Annotated in this window: 21 protein-coding genes; 4 read left to right on the forward strand and 17 right to left on the reverse strand. The window is 61.9% G+C overall.

Translation table 11 applies throughout. From position 1 onward, the window contains the following. Positions 1–49: 49 nt before the first annotated feature. Both ACOYXI_RS22360 and ACOYXI_RS22365 read left to right on the forward strand, forming a co-directional pair. A complete protein-coding gene (locus ACOYXI_RS22360) occupies positions 50–355 on the forward strand; it encodes a PsiF family protein (protein WP_007966973.1) in 306 nt (101 codons plus the stop codon). A 197-nt stretch (positions 356–552) separates the two neighbouring features. Continuing rightward, on the forward strand, positions 553–1,566 hold the full coding sequence (locus ACOYXI_RS22365) for an AI-2E family transporter (RefSeq protein WP_027613551.1): 1,014 nt from the start codon (positions 553–555) through the stop codon (positions 1,564–1,566). Between the two features lie 114 nt (positions 1,567–1,680). Here the strand turns inward: ACOYXI_RS22365 and ACOYXI_RS22370 are convergent, their stop codons facing one another. Beyond that, positions 1,681–2,955, reverse strand: coding sequence for an Hsp70 family protein (locus tag ACOYXI_RS22370; protein WP_098966982.1), 1,275 nt, complete (start codon positions 2,953–2,955; stop codon positions 1,681–1,683). Between the two features lie 291 nt (positions 2,956–3,246). Between ACOYXI_RS22370 and ACOYXI_RS22375 the strand changes: the two genes are divergently transcribed. Both ACOYXI_RS22375 and ACOYXI_RS22380 read left to right on the forward strand, forming a co-directional pair. Then, positions 3,247–4,194: a DnaJ C-terminal domain-containing protein gene (locus tag ACOYXI_RS22375; protein WP_027613553.1), complete on the forward strand. Its 948-nt coding sequence runs from the start codon at positions 3,247–3,249 to the stop codon at positions 4,192–4,194. 23 nt (positions 4,195–4,217) lie between these two features. Continuing rightward, complete coding sequence (locus ACOYXI_RS22380; RefSeq protein WP_027613554.1) at positions 4,218–4,523, forward strand: chaperone modulator CbpM; 306 nt, start codon at positions 4,218–4,220, stop codon at positions 4,521–4,523. 142 nt (positions 4,524–4,665) lie between these two features. On the opposite strand, the gene ACOYXI_RS22385 is transcribed toward ACOYXI_RS22380, so the two are convergent. From ACOYXI_RS22385 to ACOYXI_RS22460, 16 genes are all read right to left on the reverse strand, one after another. Further along, positions 4,666–5,793, reverse strand: a complete 1,128-nt coding sequence (locus ACOYXI_RS22385; RefSeq protein WP_027613555.1) for a sensor histidine kinase — start codon at positions 5,791–5,793, stop codon at positions 4,666–4,668. A 147-nt stretch (positions 5,794–5,940) separates the two neighbouring features. Continuing rightward, complete coding sequence (gene ureC, locus ACOYXI_RS22390) at positions 5,941–7,641, reverse strand: urease subunit alpha (protein ID WP_134785318.1); 1,701 nt, start codon at positions 7,639–7,641, stop codon at positions 5,941–5,943. 160 nt (positions 7,642–7,801) lie between these two features. Beyond that, on the reverse strand, positions 7,802–8,107 hold the full coding sequence (locus ACOYXI_RS22395) for an urease subunit beta (RefSeq protein WP_098966985.1): 306 nt from the start codon (positions 8,105–8,107) through the stop codon (positions 7,802–7,804). Beyond that, positions 8,104–8,640: a GNAT family N-acetyltransferase gene (locus ACOYXI_RS22400; protein WP_027613558.1), complete on the reverse strand. Its 537-nt coding sequence runs from the start codon at positions 8,638–8,640 to the stop codon at positions 8,104–8,106. The genes ACOYXI_RS22395 and ACOYXI_RS22400 overlap by 4 nt, the downstream gene beginning before the upstream one ends. A 6-nt stretch (positions 8,641–8,646) precedes the next feature. Further along, positions 8,647–9,180, reverse strand: a complete 534-nt coding sequence (locus ACOYXI_RS22405; protein WP_047600616.1) for a GNAT family N-acetyltransferase — start codon at positions 9,178–9,180, stop codon at positions 8,647–8,649. 9 nt (positions 9,181–9,189) lie between these two features. Beyond that, positions 9,190–9,492, reverse strand: coding sequence for an urease subunit gamma (gene ureA / locus ACOYXI_RS22410; protein WP_007915951.1), 303 nt, complete (start codon positions 9,490–9,492; stop codon positions 9,190–9,192). Positions 9,493–9,639: 147 nt separating this feature from the next. Next, on the reverse strand, positions 9,640–10,479 hold the full coding sequence (locus ACOYXI_RS22415) for an urease accessory protein UreD (RefSeq protein ID WP_461675309.1): 840 nt from the start codon (positions 10,477–10,479) through the stop codon (positions 9,640–9,642). Between the two features lie 30 nt (positions 10,480–10,509). Then, on the reverse strand, positions 10,510–11,208 hold the full coding sequence (gene urtE / locus ACOYXI_RS22420; protein ID WP_098966990.1) for an urea ABC transporter ATP-binding subunit UrtE: 699 nt from the start codon (positions 11,206–11,208) through the stop codon (positions 10,510–10,512). A gap of 132 nt (positions 11,209–11,340) precedes the next feature. Further along, positions 11,341–12,210, reverse strand: a complete 870-nt coding sequence (gene urtD, locus ACOYXI_RS22425) for an urea ABC transporter ATP-binding protein UrtD (RefSeq protein WP_086794501.1) — start codon at positions 12,208–12,210, stop codon at positions 11,341–11,343. Then, positions 12,207–13,286 (reverse strand): urea ABC transporter permease subunit UrtC, encoded by a 1,080-nt coding sequence (gene urtC / locus ACOYXI_RS22430; RefSeq protein ID WP_461675310.1) that lies wholly within the window; start codon positions 13,284–13,286, stop codon positions 12,207–12,209. Before urtC ends, urtD begins: the two co-directional genes overlap by 4 nt. After that, the gene (gene urtB / locus ACOYXI_RS22435) at positions 13,286–14,788 is read right to left on the reverse strand and encodes an urea ABC transporter permease subunit UrtB (RefSeq protein ID WP_461675311.1); all 1,503 of its coding nucleotides are present in this window, start codon (positions 14,786–14,788) and stop codon (positions 13,286–13,288) included. The genes urtC and urtB overlap by 1 nt, the downstream gene beginning before the upstream one ends. A 334-nt stretch (positions 14,789–15,122) precedes the next feature. After that, positions 15,123–16,388, reverse strand: coding sequence for an urea ABC transporter substrate-binding protein (gene urtA / locus ACOYXI_RS22440; protein ID WP_098966995.1), 1,266 nt, complete (start codon positions 16,386–16,388; stop codon positions 15,123–15,125). Between the two features lie 324 nt (positions 16,389–16,712). Further along, positions 16,713–17,723: a FecCD family ABC transporter permease gene (locus ACOYXI_RS22445; protein WP_461675312.1), complete on the reverse strand. Its 1,011-nt coding sequence runs from the start codon at positions 17,721–17,723 to the stop codon at positions 16,713–16,715. After that, entirely contained in the window at positions 17,720–18,667 is a 948-nt protein-coding gene (locus ACOYXI_RS22450) for an ABC transporter substrate-binding protein (protein WP_115988311.1), read from the reverse strand. The genes ACOYXI_RS22445 and ACOYXI_RS22450 overlap by 4 nt, the downstream gene beginning before the upstream one ends. Next, the gene (locus tag ACOYXI_RS22455) at positions 18,664–19,452 is read right to left on the reverse strand and encodes an ABC transporter ATP-binding protein (protein WP_098966999.1); all 789 of its coding nucleotides are present in this window, start codon (positions 19,450–19,452) and stop codon (positions 18,664–18,666) included. The genes ACOYXI_RS22450 and ACOYXI_RS22455 overlap by 4 nt, the downstream gene beginning before the upstream one ends. Positions 19,453–19,672: 220 nt before the next feature. Next, the gene (locus ACOYXI_RS22460) at positions 19,673–21,796 is read right to left on the reverse strand and encodes a TonB-dependent receptor (protein ID WP_461675313.1); all 2,124 of its coding nucleotides are present in this window, start codon (positions 21,794–21,796) and stop codon (positions 19,673–19,675) included. Positions 21,797–21,947: the final 151 nt, after the last annotated feature.

Raw genomic sequence — 21,947 nt, forward strand, 5'->3', positions numbered from 1 at the left:
ACTTCAGCGGAGGCCGCATCCATCGATGCGGCGACAAGGAGAAAACTCCATGAAGATGTTGCGTGTCCCTTTGTTGATGATCGGTCTGCTCCTGTGTTCCCAGGGTTTCGCCGCCACGGCGCAACAGAACAAAATGACCACCTGCAATGCTGACGCTACCGCCAAAAGCCTCAAGGGCGACGAGCGCAAGACTTTCATGAGCACTTGCCTCAAGGCTGCACCGGCCGCCAATGACGGCAAAGTGCTGACCCCGCAGCAGGAGAAAATGAAAACCTGCAACGCCGACGCGAAAACCAAGGCGCTGACCGGCGATGCGCGCAAGACCTTCATGAGTGATTGCCTGAAGAAAAAGTAAGCACTTGAGTCTTGTGGTGAGCGGGCTGGCCTCTTCGCGAGCAAGCTCGCTCCCACAGGAGTGCGCATTCCAATGTGGGAGCGAGCCTGCTCGCGAAGGGGCCATTGAGCACGACAATAGCCCCTGCATATCCCTAGTGCTCTCCCCGGATCGCTGGCAGACTGCCAATCCTTTTACGCCGTTCGTTTTGAGGCTGTATGCCAACGTTTTCTGAGCGTCATGTTGTGTTTTGGGTCAGCTGCATCATCATTTGCGGCGGTTTGTTGCTGGCGTTGCCGCTGCGCTTGTTGCCCAGCCTGCTGGCCGGTTTGCTGGTGTTCGAGCTGGTCAACATGCTCACCCCGCAACTGCAACGGCTGATCGAAGGTCGGCGTGCGCGCTGGCTGGCGGTGGCGCTGCTGGGCACCCTGGTGGTCAGTGTGCTGGCGCTGATCTTTGCTGGCGCCATCAGTTTCCTGCTGCACGAAGCGGAAAATCCGGGCGCCTCGCTCGACAAATTCATGGGCGTGGTCGATCGCGCGCGCGGCCAACTGCCGCCGTTCCTCGATGCCTACCTGCCGGCCAGCGCTGCGGAATTTCGCGTGGCCATCGGCGAATGGGCGAGCAAGCATCTGTCCGAGCTGCAACTGGTAGGCAAGGACGCGGCGCACATGTTTGTCACCCTGCTGATTGGCATGGTTCTCGGCGCGATCATTGCTCTGCAGCGAGTACCGGATCTGACCAAACGCAAACCGCTGGCCGCCGCCCTGTTCGACCGTCTGCATCTGGTGGTTCAAGCCTTTCGCAACATCGTCTTCGCGCAGATCAAGATTTCCCTGCTGAACACGTTCTTCACCGCGATTTTCCTGGTGGTGGTCTTGCCGCTGTTCGGCATCAAGCTGCCGCTGACCAAGACCCTGATCGTCCTGACGTTCCTGCTCGGCCTGCTGCCGGTGATCGGCAACCTGATGTCGAACACGCTGATCACCATCGTCGGTCTGTCGCTGTCGATCTGGGTGGCGGTGGCGGCGCTGGGCTATCTGATCTTTATCCACAAGCTCGAATACTTCCTCAACGCGCGCATCGTCGGCGGGCAGATCAGTGCCAAGTCGTGGGAATTACTGCTGGCGATGCTGGTGTTCGAAGCCGCGTTCGGCCTGCCGGGGGTGGTGGCGGGGCCGATTTATTACGCGTACCTGAAGAGTGAGTTGAAGCTGGGCGGGATGGTTTGATTCAAGCCTTATAGCGTTTGAAAGTGCCCTTTCGCGAGCAAGCCCGCTCCCACAGGTTCAGTGTGATCCTGTGGGAGCGGGCTTGCTCGCGAATGGCGCGCCGCTGATTCTGGATCAGGCCATCGAACCGTAGCGCTTCATCGCCTCAATCGCCAGACCGCTGCCAATGCTGCCAAAGATATTCCCTTCAACATGTCGCGCATTCGGCAGCATCGCCGAAACGCTGTTGCGCAGTGCCGGAATGCCGCTTGAACCGCCGGTGAAGAACACCGTATCGACCTGAGCCACCGACACGTTGGCATCGTTCAACAGCTGCGTAACGCTGCCGCGCACGCGCTCAAGCAAGGCGTCGATGGAGGATTCGAACAGGGCGCGGCTCAGTTCCACGCTCAGGCCCGGCTCAATACGGTCCAGCGGTACGTGGCGGCTGTCGGCGTGGGTCAACTGGATCTTGGTTTCTTCGACTTCCATCGCCAGCCAGTGCCCGGCGCGCTGTTCGATCAGCTTGAACAACCGGTCGATGCCGCCGGTGTCTTCAATGTCGTAGCGCATGCTGCCCAGCGCCAGGGTGGATTTCTGCGAATACACCGAGTTGATGGTGTGCCAGGTCGCCAGGTTCATGTGGTGACTGGTCGGCATGTAGGCGCCGCTCTTCATCCGGCTGCCATAGCCGAACAGCGGCATCAGGCCTTGCAGGCTCAGTTGCTTGTCGAAATCGGTACCGCCGATGTGCACGCCGCCGGTGGCGAGGATGTCATCGTGACGGTTGTCCATGCCGCGACGCTCGGGCGACAGACGTACCAGCGAGAAGTCCGAAGTACCACCGCCGATGTCGACAATCAGCACCAGCTCTTCTTTTTCGATGGTCGACTCGTAGTCGAATGCTGCAGCGATCGGTTCGTACTGGAACGACACGTCCTTGAAGCCGAGCTTGCGTGCCACTTCGACCAGGGTGTCTTCGGCTTCCTGGTCAGCCAGCGGGTCGTCATCGACGAAAAACACCGGACGCCCCAGCACCACTTGTTCGAACTCGCGACCGGCGGCCGTTTCGGCACGGCTCTTGAGCTGGCCGATGAACAGCCCCAGCAGATCCTTGAACGGCATCGCCGTGCCGAGAACGCTGGTGTCGTGCTTGATCAGCTTGGAACCGAGCAGGCTCTTGAGCGAGCGCATCAGCCGGCCTTCGTAGCCTTCCAGGTATTCGTGCAGGGCCAGACGACCGTAAACCGGACGGCGCTCTTCGATGTTGAAGAACACCACCGACGGCAGGGTGATCTTGTCGTCTTCCAGCGCGATCATCGTTTCCATGCCGGGGCGCAGCCAGCCGACGGTGGAGTTGGAGGTGCCGAAGTCGATACCGCAGGCACGGGCTGGAGAGGCGTTGTTCATGTCTTTCGGGTTCCGGTCAAAAAACGGCCGCGCAGTGTATGTCAGTGCGCGGCAGATTCGAAGGCCGGTCATCTGCTATTTCGCGACTAAGCTTCTTGAAAGTCGCAGCTTCGCCCCAAACTTGCTGGCATGGGCCGGCAGACATACCGGCGGTCGCAAGAACCGTCGTCCACTGCCGATAAACTTCTGCTGCGCCACCCGGTCACAAACTTGAGATCGGTCAACCCGGCACGCGCGAATGAGCGCATGCTGGCCTCGGCGCGAAATCGATAACGGATGGTGATTCCTTCGATGGACTTCAAAGACTATTACAAGATACTCGGCGTGGAGCCGACAGCGGACGACAAGGCGATCAAGGCTGCCTATCGCAAGCTGGCGCGCAAATACCACCCCGATGTCAGCAAGGAAAAAGACGCCGAGGCCAAGTTCAAGGACGCCTCGGAAGCCTATGAAGCGCTGAAAAGCGCCGACAAACGCGCCGAATATGACGAGCTGCGCCGTTATGGCCAGCACGGTCAGCCGTTCCAGGGCCCGCCGGGCTGGCAGAGCCGTGGCGGTTTTGGCGGCGGCGGTGGCGACACCGGCGACTTCTCGGACTTCTTCAGTTCGATCTTCGGCAATCGCGGCGCCGGTTTCGGTGGCGACGGTCGGCAACAACGCAGTGCAGGGCGCCGAGGGCAAGACGTGGAAATGGAACTGCCGGTCTTCCTTGAGGAGACTTTGTCGGACGAGTCGAAGAAGGTCAGCTTTCAGGTCCCGCAATACAACGCCAACGGTCAGCACGTCAGCAACACCAGCAAGAGCCTGAACGTGAAGATCCCGGCGGGCGTCACCGACGGCGAGCGCATCCGCCTCAAAGGCCAGGGCGCACCGGGCATCGGTGGCGGGGCCAATGGCGACCTGTACCTGACCATTCGCTTTGCGCCGCACCCGAAATTCGATGTCGAAGGCGAAAACCTGATCATCACCTTGCCATTGGCACCGTGGGAGCTGGCGCTGGGCGCTGAAGTGGCCGTGCCGACCCTGACCGGCAAGATCAACCTCAAGGTTCCGGCCGGCAGCCAGAACGGCCAGCGTATGCGCGCCAAGGGTCATGGCTTGAAAAACAAGGCCGGTGAGCGCGGTTATCTGTTCGTGCAGCTCAAGGCCGTGATGCCGAAAACCTCCGACGACGAGGTCAAGGCGCTGTGGCAGGAACTGGCGAAAAAAGCTGCGTTCAACCCACGCGAGAACTTCTGAATCCGACGACGGAGTAGCCCATCATGAGCAGCCCCCTGATCGTTCAACTGGACATGGCAGAATTCTGTGAGGCGGCCGATCTGTCGGACGTCTACGTGATCGAAATCGTCGAACACGGCATCCTCGAACCTCAGGGCGCGCAGCCCCGGGAATGGCGGTTCACCGACTACGAGCTGAGCCTGGCCAAGCGCGCCGCGAAGTTGCGGCGCGAGCTGGAGCTGGAGTGGGAGGGCGTCGCCCTGGCACTTGATCTGCTGGATGAAGTGAAGGAACTGCGAGCCGAGAATCGCATGCTGCGCCAGCGGTTGGGGCGTTTGGTGGTCGAATAGTTTTACCGTTGGTTTTTGAGTGTCTTTGCGGGCCCCTTCGCGAGCAAGCCCGCTCCCACATTTGACTGCTTTTCAACTGGAGAACCGCGGTCGAATGGGGGAGCGGGCTTGCTCGCGAAGAACGATTACGCGGTAAGCCTGCTTAAACCTTTCTCGGCAACACCACACTGAACAACGTCCCGTCAGCCTCGCTCGAGCTGACATCGATCGTCCCGCCATGGGCGGTCACCACTTCCTTGACGATAAACAGACCCAACCCGAGGCTGGTCGAAGGCTGCCCGAGTTCTTCGTCGGCGCTGCGCACCAGCGGGTCGAAAATCGTACCGATCGCCTCTTCGGAAATCGGTGTGCCGTAGTTGTGCACCGACAGGCACACGTGGTCGCCCTCGCCACGCAGATCGAGGGTCACGTCGCGCTGGTTGGCACCGTGCTGCAAGGCATTGCCGATCAGGTTTTGCAGTAACTGGTCGATCCGTCCGGCGTCCCACACGCCGCTGGTGTCACCGTGCACGGTGAGCCTGGGATCGGATTGCGGTTGACCGGCGCAGGCTTCGGCGATCGCCGCTCGCGCCGCAACGGCAAGATCCATCGGTGCCGGCTCGATCGGCAGGCTACGGCCCAGACGACTGCGCACCAGTTCCAGCAGATCGCTGACCATCGTCGCCATGTGCCGCGCGCCACGCTTGATGTGCTGGGCGCAGGCCAGGGCATCGCCTTCAAGGCTGGATTTGCGCAGCAGCAGTTCGGTGGACATGCTCACCGCCTGCAGCGGCGCACGCAGGTCATGGCCGAGGATGGCGAGGAAAATGTCCCGCGAGCGATTGACCTGCTCGGCGTAGGCCGCGGTGGATTCGGCCAGTGCCTCGTCGATGGCTTCGTTGAAACGGATCATGTCCTGAAAATAGGTCATGTCCGGCGATTCAAGGCTGTTGACCCACAGGCGGATCACGCAGGCACGCAAATGGCGGAATTCACTGGTCATCTGCACCAGGTCAAAACCGACGGTGTGGCGCAGTTCGCCATGGCTGGCGCCGGCCTCGTCCAGGCTCGGGGTCTTTTCCGGGCCTTCGCCCTTGGCTTTGGCAGCCTGTTCGGCGGGGCTTTGCGGCTTGTTCATGTCGCGGGCGGCGGCCCGCAGAATCTCGCTGGCGTGATCGCGCAGCGCAGTGGAATCCAGATAGTCGGCGGCCGGCGTGATGGTCGCGGCGAACTGTTCCCACTCATCGACGATAGGGTCGATATTGGCCACGATGAACTCGGAAAGACGCATGGGCAGTTCCTGAAAAAAGGCGGAGCGAATCGAATATTAGCCCCTTTGGCGGGAAATACACGACCGTTTGCACAGTGCTTTTCCAGCGACATGAAAAAGGCCCCGGGATCGTGCGCAAGACACGAAACCGGGGCCTTTTGCCGTGCGTCAGAACAGGAAGTAGCGCTGAGCCATCGGCAGGGTCTCGGCCGGTTCACACCACAGCAGCACGCCGTCAGCCTTGACCTGATAGGTCTGCGGATCGACGTCGATGTTCGGCAGGTAATCGTTGTGGATCAGGTCGGTTTTCTGTACGTCGCGGCAGCCTTTGACCACGCTGATTTTCTTCTTCAGGCCCAATGCCTCGGGCAACCCGGCCTCCTGCGCGGCCTGACTGATGAACGTCAGGCTGGTAGCGTGCAGCGAGCCGCCGTAACTGGCGAACATCGGGCGGTAGTGCACCGGTTGCGGGGTTGGAATCGACGCGTTGGCGTCGCCCATCAGACTGGCGGCGATGGCGCCACCCTTGAGGATCAGCGTCGGTTTCACACCGAAAAACGCCGGACGCCAAAGCACCAGGTCGGCCCATTTGCCGACTTCGATCGAACCCACCTCATGGCTGATGCCATGGGTGATCGCCGGGTTGATCGTGTACTTGGCGATGTAGCGCTTGGCGCGGAAGTTGTCGTTGCCTTCGCCGTCCTGCGGCAGCGGGCCGCGCTGCTTTTTCATCTTGTCGGCAGTCTGCCAGGTGCGTGTGATGACTTCGCCGACGCGGCCCATGGCCTGGCTGTCGGAGCTGATCATCGAGAACGCGCCGAGGTCGTGGAGGATGTCTTCGGCGGCGATGGTTTCGCGGCGGATACGGCTTTCGGCGAACGCCACGTCTTCGGCGATGCTCGGGTCGAGGTGGTGGCAGACCATCAGCATGTCGAGGTGTTCGTCGATGGTGTTGCGGGTGAACGGCCGGGTCGGGTTGGTCGAGCTCGGCAGCACGTTAGGGAAACCGCAGGCCTTGATGATGTCCGGCGCGTGGCCGCCGCCGGCACCTTCGGTATGGTAGGTGTGAATGGTGCGGCCCTTGAACGCGCCGAGGGTGGTTTCGACGAAACCCGATTCGTTGAGGGTGTCGGTGTGGATCGCCACCTGCACGTCGTACTGGTCGGCGACGCTCAGGCAGTTGTCGATGCTCGCCGGGGTGGTGCCCCAGTCTTCGTGCAGTTTGAGGCCGATGGCGCCGGCCTTGACCTGCTCGATCAGCGGCTCCGGCAGGCTGGCGTTGCCCTTGCCGGTGAGGCCGATGTTCATCGGGAACGCGTCGGCGGCCTGCAGCATGCGCGCCAGGTGCCACGGGCCAGAGGTGCAGGTGGTGGCGTTGGTGCCGGTGGCAGGCCCGGTGCCGCCGCCGATCATGGTGGTGACGCCGCTCATCAGCGCTTCTTCGATCTGCTGCGGGCAGATGAAGTGGATGTGCGTGTCGATGCCGCCGGCAGTGAGGATCATGCCTTCACCGGCGATCACCTCGGTGCTGGCGCCGATGGCGATGGTCACGTTGGGCTGTACGTCCGGGTTACCGGCCTTGCCGATCGCGGCGATCCGCCCGTCCTTGAGGCCGACGTCGGCTTTGACGATGCCCCAGTGGTCGATGATCAACGCGTTGGTGATCAGCGTGTCGACCACTTCGGCGGCGAGCAGTTGGCTCTGGCCCTGTCCGTCGCGGATGACTTTGCCGCCGCCGAATTTGACTTCTTCGCCGTAGGTGGTGAAGTCCTTTTCGACTTCGATCCACAACTCGGTGTCCGCCAGGCGCACCTTGTCGCCGACGGTGGGGCCGAACATGTCGGCGTAGGCTTGTCTGGAAATCTTCATGTGTTCGCCTTGGAATTCAATGGTCTTTGAGGCTGTTCGCTGCGCTCACAGATTCGCGAGCAAGCCCGCTCCCACAATTGACCGCATTTCAACTGAAGGAACGCGGTCGAATGTGGGAGCGGGCTTGCTCGCGAAGGGGCCAGAGCAGACACCGCATTACTTAGAGATCACCCATGACCCGCCCGGCAAAGCCGAACACCCGGCGATGCCCGGCGTACTCCACCAGCTCGACCTCGCGGCTCTGCCCCGGTTCGAAGCGCACCGCGGTGCCGGCCGGGATATTCAGGCGCATGCCACGGCTGGCCGCGCGATCAAAGGTCAGCGCGTCGTTGGTTTCGAAAAAGTGATAGTGCGAGCCGACCTGAATCGGTCGGTCGCCGCTGTTGGCGACTTTCAGGCTGAGGGTGCGGCGGCCGACATTCAATTCGATGTCGCCGGGCTGGATCTGGTACTGGCCGGGAATCATGGCCGGGCTCCTTGCAGAATCTTGTAGTAGAGGGCGGTCGGGCGATACGTGCCGTGCGGGTCGCAGGCGTAGTCGGGAATTTCGCCGGCACGGGTGTAACCCAGGGCCTTGTAGAAATCTTCGGCGGGCGAACCGGCCTCGGTGTCGAGGTAGAGCATGCCGCGCTTGTGCTTGGCCGCTTCGAGCTCCAGCGCATTCATCAACTGCTGGCCGAGGCCGCGTCGCCGCGCCTGTTCGCGCACCAGCAGTTTTTGCACCTCGGCACGATTGAGGCCGTTGGCCTTCTGGCACAGGCCCAACTGCACGCTGGCCTGCACCTCTTCATCCTTGACCACCACCCAGAGCAACACGCTGCCCTTGTTCACTTGTTGCTGCACTTCATCGAAATAGGCGCGGGCCTGCGCGGCATCGAGGTCGGCCATGAAGCCGACGCTGGCGCCATAACCCACGGCGTCGAGCAGCAGATCAATCAGGCCCTGACGATAGTGCGCAAAACTTTCCGCATTGACGCGTCGCAGTTGGGCGGGGTTCATCGCGTATCACTCCTTGTTGGCGACCGGCGGCTGGGCGCCAGGATTGAGGGTCAGTTGCATGAAGGTCAGATCGAGCCAGCGACCGAACTTGGTGCCGACTTGCGGCATTTGTCCGGTGATGCTGAAACCGGCGCGTTCATGCAGACGAATGGAAGCGGCGTTGCCACTTTCGATGGCGGCGACCATCACATGCTTGTCGCAGGCTTTGGCCCGCTCGATCAGCACGCTCATCAATTGCGGGCCAAGGCCGTTGCCGCGCTGGTCGCTACGGACGTAGACCGAGTGCTCGACGGTATGGCGGAAACCGTCGAACGGCCGCCAGTCGCCAAAGGAAGCGTAGCCGAGCACAACGTTGTCGGCGTCGACGATCACCAGAATCGGGTAGGCCTGGGCCTGACGGGCGCTGAACCACGCCTGGCGATTGCCGAGGTCGACCGCCGATTCGTTCCAGATCGCCGTGGTGTTGAGCACTGCGTCGTTGTAGATGTCGCGGATTGCAGGCAGGTCGGCGTGCAGGGCATCGCGAATGGTGTAGGTCATGGCGCGGCCTCAGACGATCGGTTGGTGGACGGTGACCAGTTTGGTGCCGTCGGGAAACGTCGCTTCGACCTGGATCTCCGGGATCATTTCCGGGATGCCTTCCATCACCTGCTCGCGGCTGAGCAGGGTGGTGCCGAAGTGCATCAGTTCAGCCACGGTCTGGCCGTCACGGGCGCCCTCAAGCAGGGCGGCGGAAATGTAGGCCATGGCTTCCGGGTAGTTGAGCTTCACACCTCGGGCCAGTCGGCGTTCGGCGACGAGGCCGGCGGTGAAGATCAACAGCTTGTCTTTTTCGCGTGGGGTCAGGTCCATTGCGGGTATCCATCAGGGCAGTTTGAAAAATGTGCACAAATTTCCTGTGGGAGCGGGCTTGCTCGCGAAAGCGGCAGGTCAGCCAGCATCTGTGTGAATGACACACCGCTTTCGCGAGCAAGCCCGCTCCCACAGTTGGATTGCATTTCAGGTGTTCCAGATTCGCGGGGGCTGGGCTTCGCGGCCGAGCAGAGCCGGGCGTAACAAACGCCATAAATCGATGAGCCAGGCACGGGCGAGCAGTGCTTCTGACGCCAGACATCGAGCCACCAACAGCCCCGGCAACTGGGTCAGATCACCGCGCACCTCATGGCCCAGCGAGCGACACCGCTCCAGCAGCTCGGCGTCGATTTCACCGCTCACCAACAGCGTCGCAAACACCGGATTGCCATCCAGACCGATCGGCGAATCGAGCAAGCCGTCACCGCCAGTAATCCTCTGACGCTCGTGCCAGAGCAATCGCCCGTCGCGGCGGATATCCAGATGCGCTTGAAAGTGTCCGAGGTCGAAGCGCTCGCCACTGGCCGGTCGGCCCAGCGCCACCACGTCCCAGTAGAACAGCCGCGCATCGCCCTCAAGCTCGATCGAGGTGCTGAGTTCGGCCTGGGCGGCGCTGTAGACGATGGTTTCCTGCGGCAGCCACTCCAGCGTCGCACCTGCGGCCACTTTCAAATCGAGTTGCTGATAGGCCGGCCCCGCTGCGCGATACCACTTGGCCGCACCGGGGCTGGTGATCTGCGCCCAGGCGTCTGCTTCGACGCGGGCGCTGATGTTCAGCCGGTCACCCCCGGCGATCCCGCCCGGCGGGTGGACGATGATGTGCTGGCAGACCTCGGGGCCTTCGGCATACAGGTGCTTTTGCACGCGCAGCGGGCCGAGATGCCGGCGCTGAACCGGGCGCGTGCAGTCGCCGAAGCGGGCGTAGGCCAGTTCCAGCTCGGCGTGCCAGCTCGGGGTAAACAGGGCAGTGGGAAGCGGTAAGTTCATGGTTTGTAATTATCGTTAGGAAGCTACAGATTAAATTGTTACCAGACCTCGTACACCCTCGGCCTCCATATTTTCACCGCGACCCTGCTGCACGATCTCGCCCCGGGACATCACCAGGTACTGATCGGCCAGCTCGGCGGCGAAGTCGTAGAACTGCTCAACCAGCAAAATCGCCATGTCGCCCCGCGCCGCGAGCTTCTTGATCACCGCGCCGATCTCCTTGATCACCGAGGGCTGGATGCCTTCGGTGGGCTCGTCGAGGATCAGCAAACGCGGACGACTGGCCAGGGCGCGACCGATAGCCAGCTGCTGTTGCTGACCGCCGGACAGGTCACCGCCGCGGCGCTGCTTCATTTGTAGCAGCACCGGGAACAATTCGTAGATGAAACCTGGTACTTCTTTCGCTTCACTGCCGGGAAACCGTGACAGGCCCATCAGCAGATTTTCTTCCACTGTGAGCCGGCCGAAGATTTCCCGGCCCTGTGGCACATAGGCGATCCCGGCGTGTACACGTTGGTGCGGCTTGAACGTGGTAATCGGTTGGCCTTCCCAGTTCACCACGCCTTCCTTGGCGGGCAACAGGCCCATCAGGCATTTGAGCAGGGTGGTCTTGCCCACGCCGTTGCGCCCGAGCAGGCAGGTGACTTCGCCGACTTTTACGTCGAATGAGAGGCCACGGAGGATGTGGCTACCGCCGTAGTACTGGTGCAACTTGTCGACTTGCAGCATTCTCAAAATCTCCTCAAATCCCCCTGTGGGAGCGGGCTTGCTCGCGAATGCGGTGGATCAGTCGCCATCAACTTGAATGGCACACCGCATTCGCGAGCAAGCCCGCTCCCACATTGGAAAGGTGTTTGCAGTTCAACGGCCGAGATAGACCTCGATCACCCGCTCGTTTTCCTGCACCTGCTCCAGCGATCCTTCCGCCAGCACGCTGCCCTGATGCAGCACCGTCACATGATCGGCAATCGAGCCGACGAAGCCCATGTCGTGCTCCACCACCATCAGCGAATGCTTGCCGGCCAGCGACTTGAACAGCTCGGCGGTGAATTCGGTTTCGGCATCGGTCATGCCCGCCACCGGCTCGTCGAGCAGCAGCAGTTGCGGGTCCTGCATCAGCAACATGCCGATCTCCAGAAACTGCTTCTGCCCGTGGGACAGCAAGCCCGCCGGGCGATTGACCGAGGTGGTCAGGCGGATGGTCTCCAGCACTTCGCTGATGCGATCGCGCTGCTCGCCGCTCAGGCGTGCGCGCAAACTGGCCCACACCGACTTGTCGGTTTTCTGCGCCAGTTCCAGGTTCTCGAACACGCTCAGCGCTTCGAACACTGTGGGTTTCTGGAACTTGCGACCGATGCCGGCCTGGGCAATCTGTACTTCGCTCATCTGCGTCAGATCCAGGGTTTCGCCGAACCAGGCTTTGCCGTGACTGGGGCGGGTCTTGCCGGTGATCACGTCCATCAGCGTGGTCTTGCCCGCGCCGTTGGGGCCGATGATGCAGCGCAGTTCGCCGACGCCGATGTACAGGTTCAGATTGTTCAGCGCGCGAAAGCCGTCGAAGCTGACGCTGATATCTTCCAGGGTCAGGATCGTGCCGTGGCGGGTGTCGAGGCCCGGGCCGACGCGTTGGCCGAGGCCGATCGAGTCACGGCTGGTGCCTTCGTCCTTGTTCGGTTCCACGGGGAAAAACGCCGGTTCGAGCATGAATTCAGCACTCGCAGTGACTCTCATTGTTCACCTCGTTTCTTCAGCAGGCCGATCACGCCTTTGGGCAAATACAACGTCACGACGATGAACAGCGCGCCGAGGAAGAACAGCCAGTATTCAGGGAAGGCCACGGTGAACCACCTCTTCATGCCGTTGACCACACCCGCGCCGAGCAGCGGCCCGATCAGCGTGCCGCGACCGCCGAGGGCGACCCATACCGCCGCCTCGATCGAGTTGGTCGGCGACATTTCGCTGGGGTTGATGATGCCGACCTGCGGCACGTACAGGGCCCCGGCCAGACCGCACAGCACCGCGCTCAAGACCCAGACGAACAGTTTGAAACCGCGCGGGTCGTAGCCGCAGAACATCAGGCGGTTTTCCGCATCGCGCAGCGCGGTCAGCACCCGGCCGAACTTGCTCTGCGCCAGACGCCAGCCGATGAACAGACTCGCCACCAGCAGCAACACGGTCGCCAGAAACAGCACCGCGCGGGTGCCCGGCTCAGTGATGCCGAAACCGAGAATCGTGCGGAAATTGGTGAAGCCGTTGTTGCCGCCGAAGCCGGTCTCGTTGCGGAAAAACAGGAGCATCCCGGCGAAGGTCAGGGCCTGGGTCATGATCGAGAAATACACGCCCTTGATCCGCGAGCGGAAGGCGAAGAAGCCGAACACCAGCGCCAGCAGACCCGGTGCCAGCACCACCAGACACATCGACCAGATAAAACTGCTGGTGCCGCTCCAGTACCACGGCAGGTCGGTCCACGACAGAAAAGTCATGAACGCCGGCAAACCATCACCGGCGGCCTGACGCATCAGGTACATGCCCATCGCATAACCGCCGAGGGCGAAGAACAGGCCGTGGCCCAGCGACAGCAGCCCGGCGTAGCCCCAGACCAGATCCAGCGCCAGAGCGACGATGGCGTAGCAGAGGATTTTGCCGACCAGCGTCAGGGTGTAGGCCGAGACATGCAGCGCGCTGTCCGCCGGCAACAGCGAGAGCAACGGTAGAGCGATCAGCAGCGCGAGGATCACCGCGCCGATGGCGAGGGTGACTTTCGGCCCGGCCTTTTGCGTGGCCGTGACAAGTAGAGGCTGGTTCATCAGTCGATCACCCGTCCTTTCAGTGCGAAGAGGCCTTGCGGACGTTTCTGGATGAACAGAATGATCAGCGCGAGGATCAGGATCTTGCCGAGTACCGCACCGATCTGCGGTTCGAGAATCTTGTTGGCGATGCCCAGCCCGAACGCGGCGAGCACGCTGCCGGCGAGTTGCCCGACGCCACCGAGCACCACCACCAGGAATGAGTCGATGATGTAGCTCTGACCCAGATCCGGGCCGACGTTGCCGATCTGGCTCAGCGCCACGCCACCGAGGCCGGCGATGCCCGAGCCGAGGCCGAAGGCGAGCATGTCGACGCGCCCGGTGGGCACGCCGCAGCAGGCAGCCATGTTGCGGTTCTGCGTGACCGCTCGCACGTTGAGGCCGAGGCGGGTCTTGTTCAGCAGCAGCCAGGTCAGCACCACCACGAACAAAGCGAAAGCGATGATCACGATGCGGTTGTACGGCAGCACCAGATTCGGCAGCACCTGAATCCCGCCGGACAGCCACGCCGGGTTCGCCACCTCGACGTTCTGCGCGCCGAACAGCAGGCGCACCAACTGGATCAGCATCAGGCTGATGCCCCAGGTGGCGAGCAGGGTTTCCAGTGGTCGGCCGTAGAGATGACGAATCACTGTGCGTTCCAGCGCCATGCCGATCGCCGCCGTGACGAAGAACGCCACCGGCAGCGCGATCAGCGGATAGAACTCGATGGCTTGTGGGGCGTAACGCTGGAACATCAGTTGCACCACGTAGGTCGAGTAGGCGCCGAGCATCAGCATCTCGCCGTGGGCCATGTTGATTACCCCGAGCAGGCCGAAGGTGATCGCCAGACCGAGTGCCGCGAGCAGCAGAATCGAACCGAGGGACATGCCGCTGAACGCCTCACCGAGGATTTCGCCGACCAGCAGTTTGTGTTTCACCTGCGCCAGACTGGTTTCGGCGGCGGTGCGCACGCCGGCATCGCTTTCGACGCCGGGTTCGAGCAGGCCTTCGAGGCGGGTGCGGGCCAGGGGATCGCCGGTTTCACCGAGCAGGCGCACGGCGGCCAGACGCACTGCCGGATCGCTGTCCACCAATTGCAGGTTGGCCAGGGCCAGGCTCAGGGCGGCGTGGACGTTCTCATCTTTTTCGCCAGCCAGTTGCTGGTCGAGGAATTTCAGCTGCGCGGGTTTCGCGCTTTTCTGCAATTGCTGCGCGGCAGTCAGACGGGTTTTGGCGTCGGCGGCGAGCAATTGGTGGCTGGCCAACGCGGTGTCGATCAGACCCCGCAGGCGGTTGTTCAGACGCAGGATTTTTGGCTGGCCGTCGATGATCAATTCGCCTTGTTGCAGGGCGTTGATCAGCTCGACACGCGCCGGCTCGGGCTGCGCGGCCCAGGCTTCGAGCAGTTTGGCTTGCTGCACGGGATTGGCGGCGACGAAGTCTTCGGCGTCGCCGGCAAAGGCAGTCATCGGCAACAGCAGTGCCAAGGCCAGAAATAAGCGGTATATGGCAGTGGGCATTAGTGGTGTCCTGTTCAACCGCCCCCTCACCCTAACCCTCTCCCGGAGGGAGAGGGGACTGACCGAGGTGTCAGGACGATGTGTTGCGACCTGCGAATTCGAGCCGAGCTCACACTTTGAAAAGCACGAAGATCGGCTCCCTTTCCCCCCTCTCCCTCTTGAAATTGAGGGGACTGACCGAGGTTTTTGTACGATGTGCTGCGACCTGCGAATTCGAGCCGAACTCAGGCTTTGAAAAGCATGAAGATCGGCTCCCTTTCCCCCTCTACCCCTAGGGGGAGAGGGCTGGGGTGAGGGGGTAGATCTCAAGCCCGCCTCAAAGATTGAATCCGCCTCAGTTGCTCTTCACCGCATAATCCGGCTTCTTGTCGTTGCCATCGATAAACGGACTCCACGGTTGCGCGCGGATCGGCCCTTCGGTCTGCCACACGACGTTGAACTGACCGTCAGCCTGGATCTCGCCGATCATCACCGGTTTGTGCAGGTGGTGATTGGTCTTGTCCATGGTCAGGGTGTAACCGGACGGTGCGGCGAAGGTCTGGCCAGCCAGTGCTTCGCGAACCTTGTCGACGTCGGTGGACTTGGCTTTCTCCGCCGCTTGCGCCCACATGTGGATGCCGACGTAAGTGGCTTCCATCGGGTCGTTGGTCACCGCTTTGTCGGCGCCCGGCAGGTTGTGTTTCTTCGCGTAGGCCTTCCAGTCAGCGACGAACTTCTTGTTCACCGGGTTCTCCACGGACTCGAAGTAGTTCCACGCCGCAAGGTTGCCCACCAGCGGTTTGGTGTCGATGCCGCGCAGCTCTTCTTCACCCACCGAGAACGCCACCACCGGTACGTCGGTAGCTTTCAGGCCCTGGTTGGCCAGCTCTTTGTAGAACGGCACGTTGGAGTCGCCGTTGACCGTGGAGATCACAGCAGTCTTGCCGCCGGCGGAGAATTTCTTGATGTTGGCGACGATGGTTTGATAGTCGCTATGACCGAACGGGGTGTAGACCTCTTCGATGTCCTTGTCGGCCACGCCTTTGGAATGCAGGAACGAGCGCAGGATCTTGTTGGTGGTGCGCGGGTAGACGTAGTCGGTGCCGAGCAGGAAGAAGCGCTTGGCGCTGCCGCCTTCTTCGCTCATCAGGTATTCAACGGCGGGGATCGCTTGCTGGTTCGGCGCGGCGCCGGTGTAGAACACGTTCGGCGACATCTCTTCGCCTTCGTATTGCACCGGGTAGAACAGCAGGCCGTTGAGTTCTTCGAACACCGGCAGCACCGATTTACGTGACACCGACGTCCAGCAACCGAACACCACCGCGACCTTGTCCTGGGTCAGCAACTGCCGGCCTTTTTCGGCAAACAGCGGCCAGTTCGACGCAGGGTCGACCACCACCGGTTCGAGCATCTTGCCGTTCACGCCGCCCTTGGCGTTGATCTCGTCGATGGTCATCAGCGCCATGTCTTTGAGCGACGTTTCGGAGATCGCCATGGTCCCGGACAACGAATGCAGAATCCCCACCTTGATGGTCTCGGCGGCCTGGACAGTCCAGGTCATGCCCATCGCGGCAATGGATGCCGTGAGTGTGAAAGCCTTGATCAAACTGCGACGCTTCATTGTGCGATCTCCATGAACGTTAAAGTTTTTTATGGTTGGCAGATGCGGACGACTGAAGGTGTGTTTTGCAAGGGCTGTGCCCGGTCGGGATCGGGCAGGAAAATGTCGGTTTAGAGCGGTTACGCGCGGGTGGGGTGCACCATGAAGGGACGCGGAGAGAGCGTTGGTGCAGGCGGCCGCGCCAGATTGGGGCGCGATTTCAAGGACAACACTGTCCCCTGTAGGAGTGAGCCTGCTCGCGATAGCGTTCTGTCATCCGCATTGATGTCGAATGTGTCGCCGTCATCGCGAGCAGGCTCACTCCTACAAGTTGATTGTGCTGGATCAGCGGCGGCGCATCAGGCCGATGAAGAACAGACCGCCGATAGCTGCGGTGGCGACGCCGATGGGCAGGTCTTCCGGCGCGATCAGAGTTCGCGCGGCAACATCGACCCACACCAGAAACAGGCTGCCGAGCAGTACGCAGGCCGGCAACAATCGGCGGTGTTCGGCACCGACCAGACGCCGGGCAATGTGCGGCACCATCAGCCCGACAAAACCGATCGAGCCGCTGATCGACACCAGCACCCCGGTCATCAAGGACGCGATCACAAACACCCGCAAACGCACCGCGCGGGCATTCAGGCCGAGGGTGACGGCGGTCTGTTCACCGGCCATCAAGGCGTTCAACGGTCGGGCCATGCCCAGCAGCAAACCGAGGCCGAGCAACACACTCAGCGCCGGCACCGTCAGTAGTTCCCAGCGCGCCAGGCCGAGGCCGCCGAGCATCCAGAACATCACCGCCGAGCTGGCGCGATGGTCGCCCATGAACAGCAGCAGGTTGGCGATTGCCATCATCACGAACGACACCGCCACGCCGCACAGCAGCAACCGGTCGCTGTCGAGCCGACCCTGACGGTTGGCAATCCCCAGCACCAGGAACATGCTCAGCAACGCACCGATGAAAGCAGCAATCGGCAAGGTCAGCAGACCGACGATCTCACCTATGTGCAGCACCACGATCACGGCGCCGAGTGTCGCGCCGGAGGTGACGCCGAGCAGGTGCGGATCGGCCAGTGGATTGCGCGTCACCGCTTGCAGCACCGCGCCAATCAACGCCAACCCGGCACCGACCAACGCCCCGAGCAACATGCGCGGCACACGGATCAGCCAGACGATGTGTTCCTGCCCGGCGCTCCAGCTCACCTCGCCGAAACCGAAGGTCTTGTGCAGCAGAATCCGCCAAACCACCTCCACCGGCACCCGCGCCGGACCAAAACCGAGCGAGACCACGCACGACACCAGCAACAGGGCGCCGAGGGCGGTCAACAACAGGGCGTAGCGACGGTCGATCATTCGCCGTGGAATCCTTTGGCCAGGGTTTCCACCGCCAGCACGTTATCGATCCCCGGCGTGGCCTGCACGTAAGGGATGACGATGAAGCGCTGGTTCTTGATCGCATCGACCGATTGCAGCGCCGGGTTCTTCAGCAGAAATTCGATCTTCTGTTCAGCAGTGATTTCGCTGTAGTCGACGATCACGATCACCTGCGGATTGCGTTCGACCACGGTCTCCCAGTTGACCCTCGTCCAGCTCGCGTCGACGTCGTCGAGAATGTTGCGCCCGCCTGCAGCATCAATCAGCGCCTGCGGCATGCCGAGACGCCCGGAAGTCATGGCGCGGTCTTCGCCGCTGTCGTAGAGAAACACGCGCGGCTTGTCGGCGGGCAGGTCTTTGCGGATCTCGGCGACCTGATTCTGCATGTCGGCGATCAGTGCGTTGGCGCGATCCTGCACGTCGAAAATCTTCCCCAGATTGCGCAGGTCGTTGTAGGTGTCGTCCAGCGTCGCCGCCGGGCGCTTCATCACGAAGGCGCAGGATTCGGTCAGCTCATAGACGTTGATGCCCAGCGGTTGCAGGGTCTGCGGCGTGAGATCGCCGCCGACACGCATGCCGTAATCCCAGCCGGCGAAAAAGAAATCGACGTTGGCGTTGAGCAGGGTTTCCACCGACGGGTATTTCGCGGCCAGCTCCGGCAAGCCGTCGAGCAGCGACTGCATTTCGGGCGTTACTGACTTCCAGCCGCTGACACCGCTGTAGCCGGCCATACGCGATTTGAGGCCGAGGGCGAGCATCATCTGGGTCATGTTGATGTCGTGACTGACCGCGTGTTTCGGCGCTTCGTTGAAGGTCACTTCGCGGTTGCAGCTATGGATGGTCAACGGGTATTTCGTGGCTTCGGCGAAGGCCTGGGCACTGCACAACAAAAGAGCGACACAAAGCAGGGAACGCACAGTCATGGTCGGGTTATCCAGGTGATTCGCGGGTAGCCGTGGAGGGGATGGGAATCGATCAACGCCTCGACGCCGAACACGTCGCGCAGCAGCTCGGTGGTCAGTACCTGTTGCGGCGTGCCGCTGGCGACGATCCGGCCGTGGTTGATCACGTACAGTCGGTCACAGAACGCGGCGGCCAGGTTCAGGTCGTGAATGCTGGCGAGGGTGCCGATCTGCAGACGTTTGACCAGTTGCAGCAGTTCGAGCTGATAACGCGGGTCGAGGTGGTTGGTCGGCTCGTCGAGGATCAGCAGTTGCGGTTGCTGAGTCAGGGCGCGGGCAAGGATCACCCGCTGCTTCTCACCGCCGGACAGGGTGGCGAACGCATGGTCTTCGAAGCCGTCGAGGCCGACGGATTTGAGCGCTTGCGTCGCCAGATTGCGATCTTCCAGCGTGTCGCCATCGAACAGGCCTTTGTGCGGCGTGCGACCCATGGCGACCACTTCTTCGACGGTCAGGCCAAAGGCATCGGGGAATTCCTGCAGGACCACGGCGATGCGCTTTGCGCACCAGCGCGAAGACTGTTTCCACACGTTGTGATGATCGAGTCTGACCTCACCGCTTTCCGGCTGACTGAAGCGATAGGCGCAGCGCAGCAGGCTGGTCTTGCCGCTGCCGTTGGGGCCGATCAGCCCGACAAACTCACCGGCAGCCACCTGCAACGAGGCGTCACGCAGCTGGAACTGGTGATGGCAGTGGCCGTGGCCCAGAGGTGTCCAGGCGAGGTGGGTGAGGGTGAGTGACGTCATAGGGCGTTCGGTGTGTTCTCGATTTCGTGTTTTTTCGGTAGATCCATCCCCCTCACCCCAGCCCTCTCCCCCAGAGGGGGCGAGGGGGAAAGGGAGCCGATCTTCATGCGTTTCAAAACTGAGTTCGACTCGGACTTTCAAGTCGGTGCAACTTGCCCAAACACCTCGGTCAGTTCCCTCTCCCTCCGGGAGAGGGCTAGGGTGAGGGCGCAATCTTCAATCAAAAAGTGTAATCAGCGGTGACGAAGAACGATCTCGGCTCGCCGAGAATCCACTGCTGGCCCGCATTGTATTGGCTTTGTGCGTACTGGCGGTCAAACAGATTGTTCACCTGCAGGCCCAGCGTGGTGTTGCGCAAGGCTTGCCACGACAGCGTCGCATCGACCACGGTGTAACTCGGCAGCTCGTTGCGGTTGGCCATGTCGGCGTAACGCGCATCGACATAACGCACGCCGGCCCCGGCCTTCAGATCATCACTGAGGTTTTTGTTCAGCCACAGATTGGCCGTACGCCGTGGTACATCCACCGGGCGATTGCCGTTGTACGACAGGGTTTGCCCGTCGACCACTTCGGAGAAGTCATCGTACCTGGCCTTCACAATCGCCGCGTTGGCCTGCAGTTGCCAGGCGTGCGGCAGTTGCAGATCGAGGCTGGCTTCCAGGCCGTTGGACGATTGCTGGCCGACTTGCTGCTTGAGCGTCGGGTTGCCCGGATCGTCGGTCAGCAGTTTCTTTTTGACGATGCGATAGGCCGCCAGGGTGAACTCGCCGCGTTGATCCCAGAACAACTGCTTCATGCCGACTTCGGTCTGGCGTGCAGTCGAGAGGTCGTATTGCTGTTGGCTCGGGCTGAGGGAAATCAGGCCGCCGATGCCATCGGTACTGGTCGCGACCTGGCCGTAGAACGAGGTCTGCGGTGTCAGGGCAAACACCAGTCCGGCCTTCCAGTTGTTGCCGGTCAGGGTCTTGTCGCTCTGGCTGTCGTCGATCAGATTGTTGCGATCCACATGCACATAGTCGCGGCGCACGCCGGTCACCAGCGACCAGCGCTCGCTCAATTGCGTGCGGTTTTCCGCAAACACTGACATCTGTTTGGTGGTGCTGTCGAACTGGTCGCGGTAAGGGTTGGCGCTTTCGAAATAGCCCGGTTGCGGGTGATACAGATCCAGCGCCTGACCGTTCGGCAGCACGTCGTTGAACGGCGAGTTGCTGTTGAGCTGGAAGCGGATGCGGTTGTAATCGACGCCGGTCACGGTCTGGCTGTCGAGGCCGAACAGCGAGTGCTTGAAGGTGAAGGTCTGGCGGTCGCCGACCTGCTCCTGCTGGTGGCCGATGCCGAAGTAGCCACTGCGGCTGAGTTGCTGGCTATCGCGGTCGAAGTTGTAGTTTTCGGCGTTCTGCCAGCGGCGCTGGGCCTTGAGGTAGTACAGCTCGTTGCTGGCACTGACGGCGTCGTTGATCTGCCAATCGGTGGTCAGGCGCGTCCACTGATCGTTGTAGTGCTGCTGATCGTCACGCACGTTGTAGTTCTTGTTGCGCAGACTGTCGCGCAATCGGCCGTTGATCAGTGGCGTGCCGAAGTAGTTCTGCGGACGCTGGTCGCCGTAGTCGTGGGCGAGGGTGAACGCCAGATCGTCGGTGGCCTGCCAGCGCAGGGCGGCGCTGATGAAGTCGCTTGAAGAATCACCGCGATCGATCCAGCCGTTGCTGCGCAGACGATTGAGATTGAGGCGATAGCTCAGGGTGTCGCTCAGCGAGCCGCCGCTGTCGAACGCCTGCTGCTGGCTGTCGTAGGAACCGTAGCCGACGCGCAGGTGATTTTCGATTTCACCCTCGAACGGTTTCTTCGGAATCACGTTGACCACCGCGCCGGTCGCGCCTTCGCCGTACAGCACCGAGGCCGGGCCGCGCAGTACGTCGACGCGCTGCACCGCCCAGGTGTCGACTGGAAAGGTCACGGTGCCCATGCCGGTGTACATGCGGTTGCCGTCATACAACTGCATCACCGAACTCTGCCCGGTAAAACCGCGTGCCTGCAACGAGGTGCCGCCATCGCCCGGGGTGCCGGTGCGGCTGATGCCGGTGCTGCGCGACACCGCGTCCTGCACACTGCGATCGCCACGGGCGCGAACCTGCTCGCCGCTGAGGCTTTCGACGCTGGCCGGAGTTTCCATGGCCGTCAGGTTCAGGCGCGAGCCGGCGGTGGTCGGCGTGGTCAGGCTGACACTTTCTTCGTCAACCGCAGGCGCGGAGATGGTGCCGGTGGGCAGCGTCAGCGGCTGGCCATCAGCGTTGGCGTTGTTCAGGGCGAACAGGCAGAGGCTGGACAAGAGGTATTTGTTCATCGGGGTGGTGAATCACTTCTTCAAAAGACAGCCCGCCACTTTTGGTGGCGGGCAGAGCGGCAATTGTGGGAGCGGGCTTGCTCGCGAAGAGGGCGTGTCAGGCACCCTGTTCGTTGCATGACACTGCGCCTTCGCGAGCAAGCCCGCTCCC

Source organism: Pseudomonas sp. G3-19, from assembly GCF_054855875.1.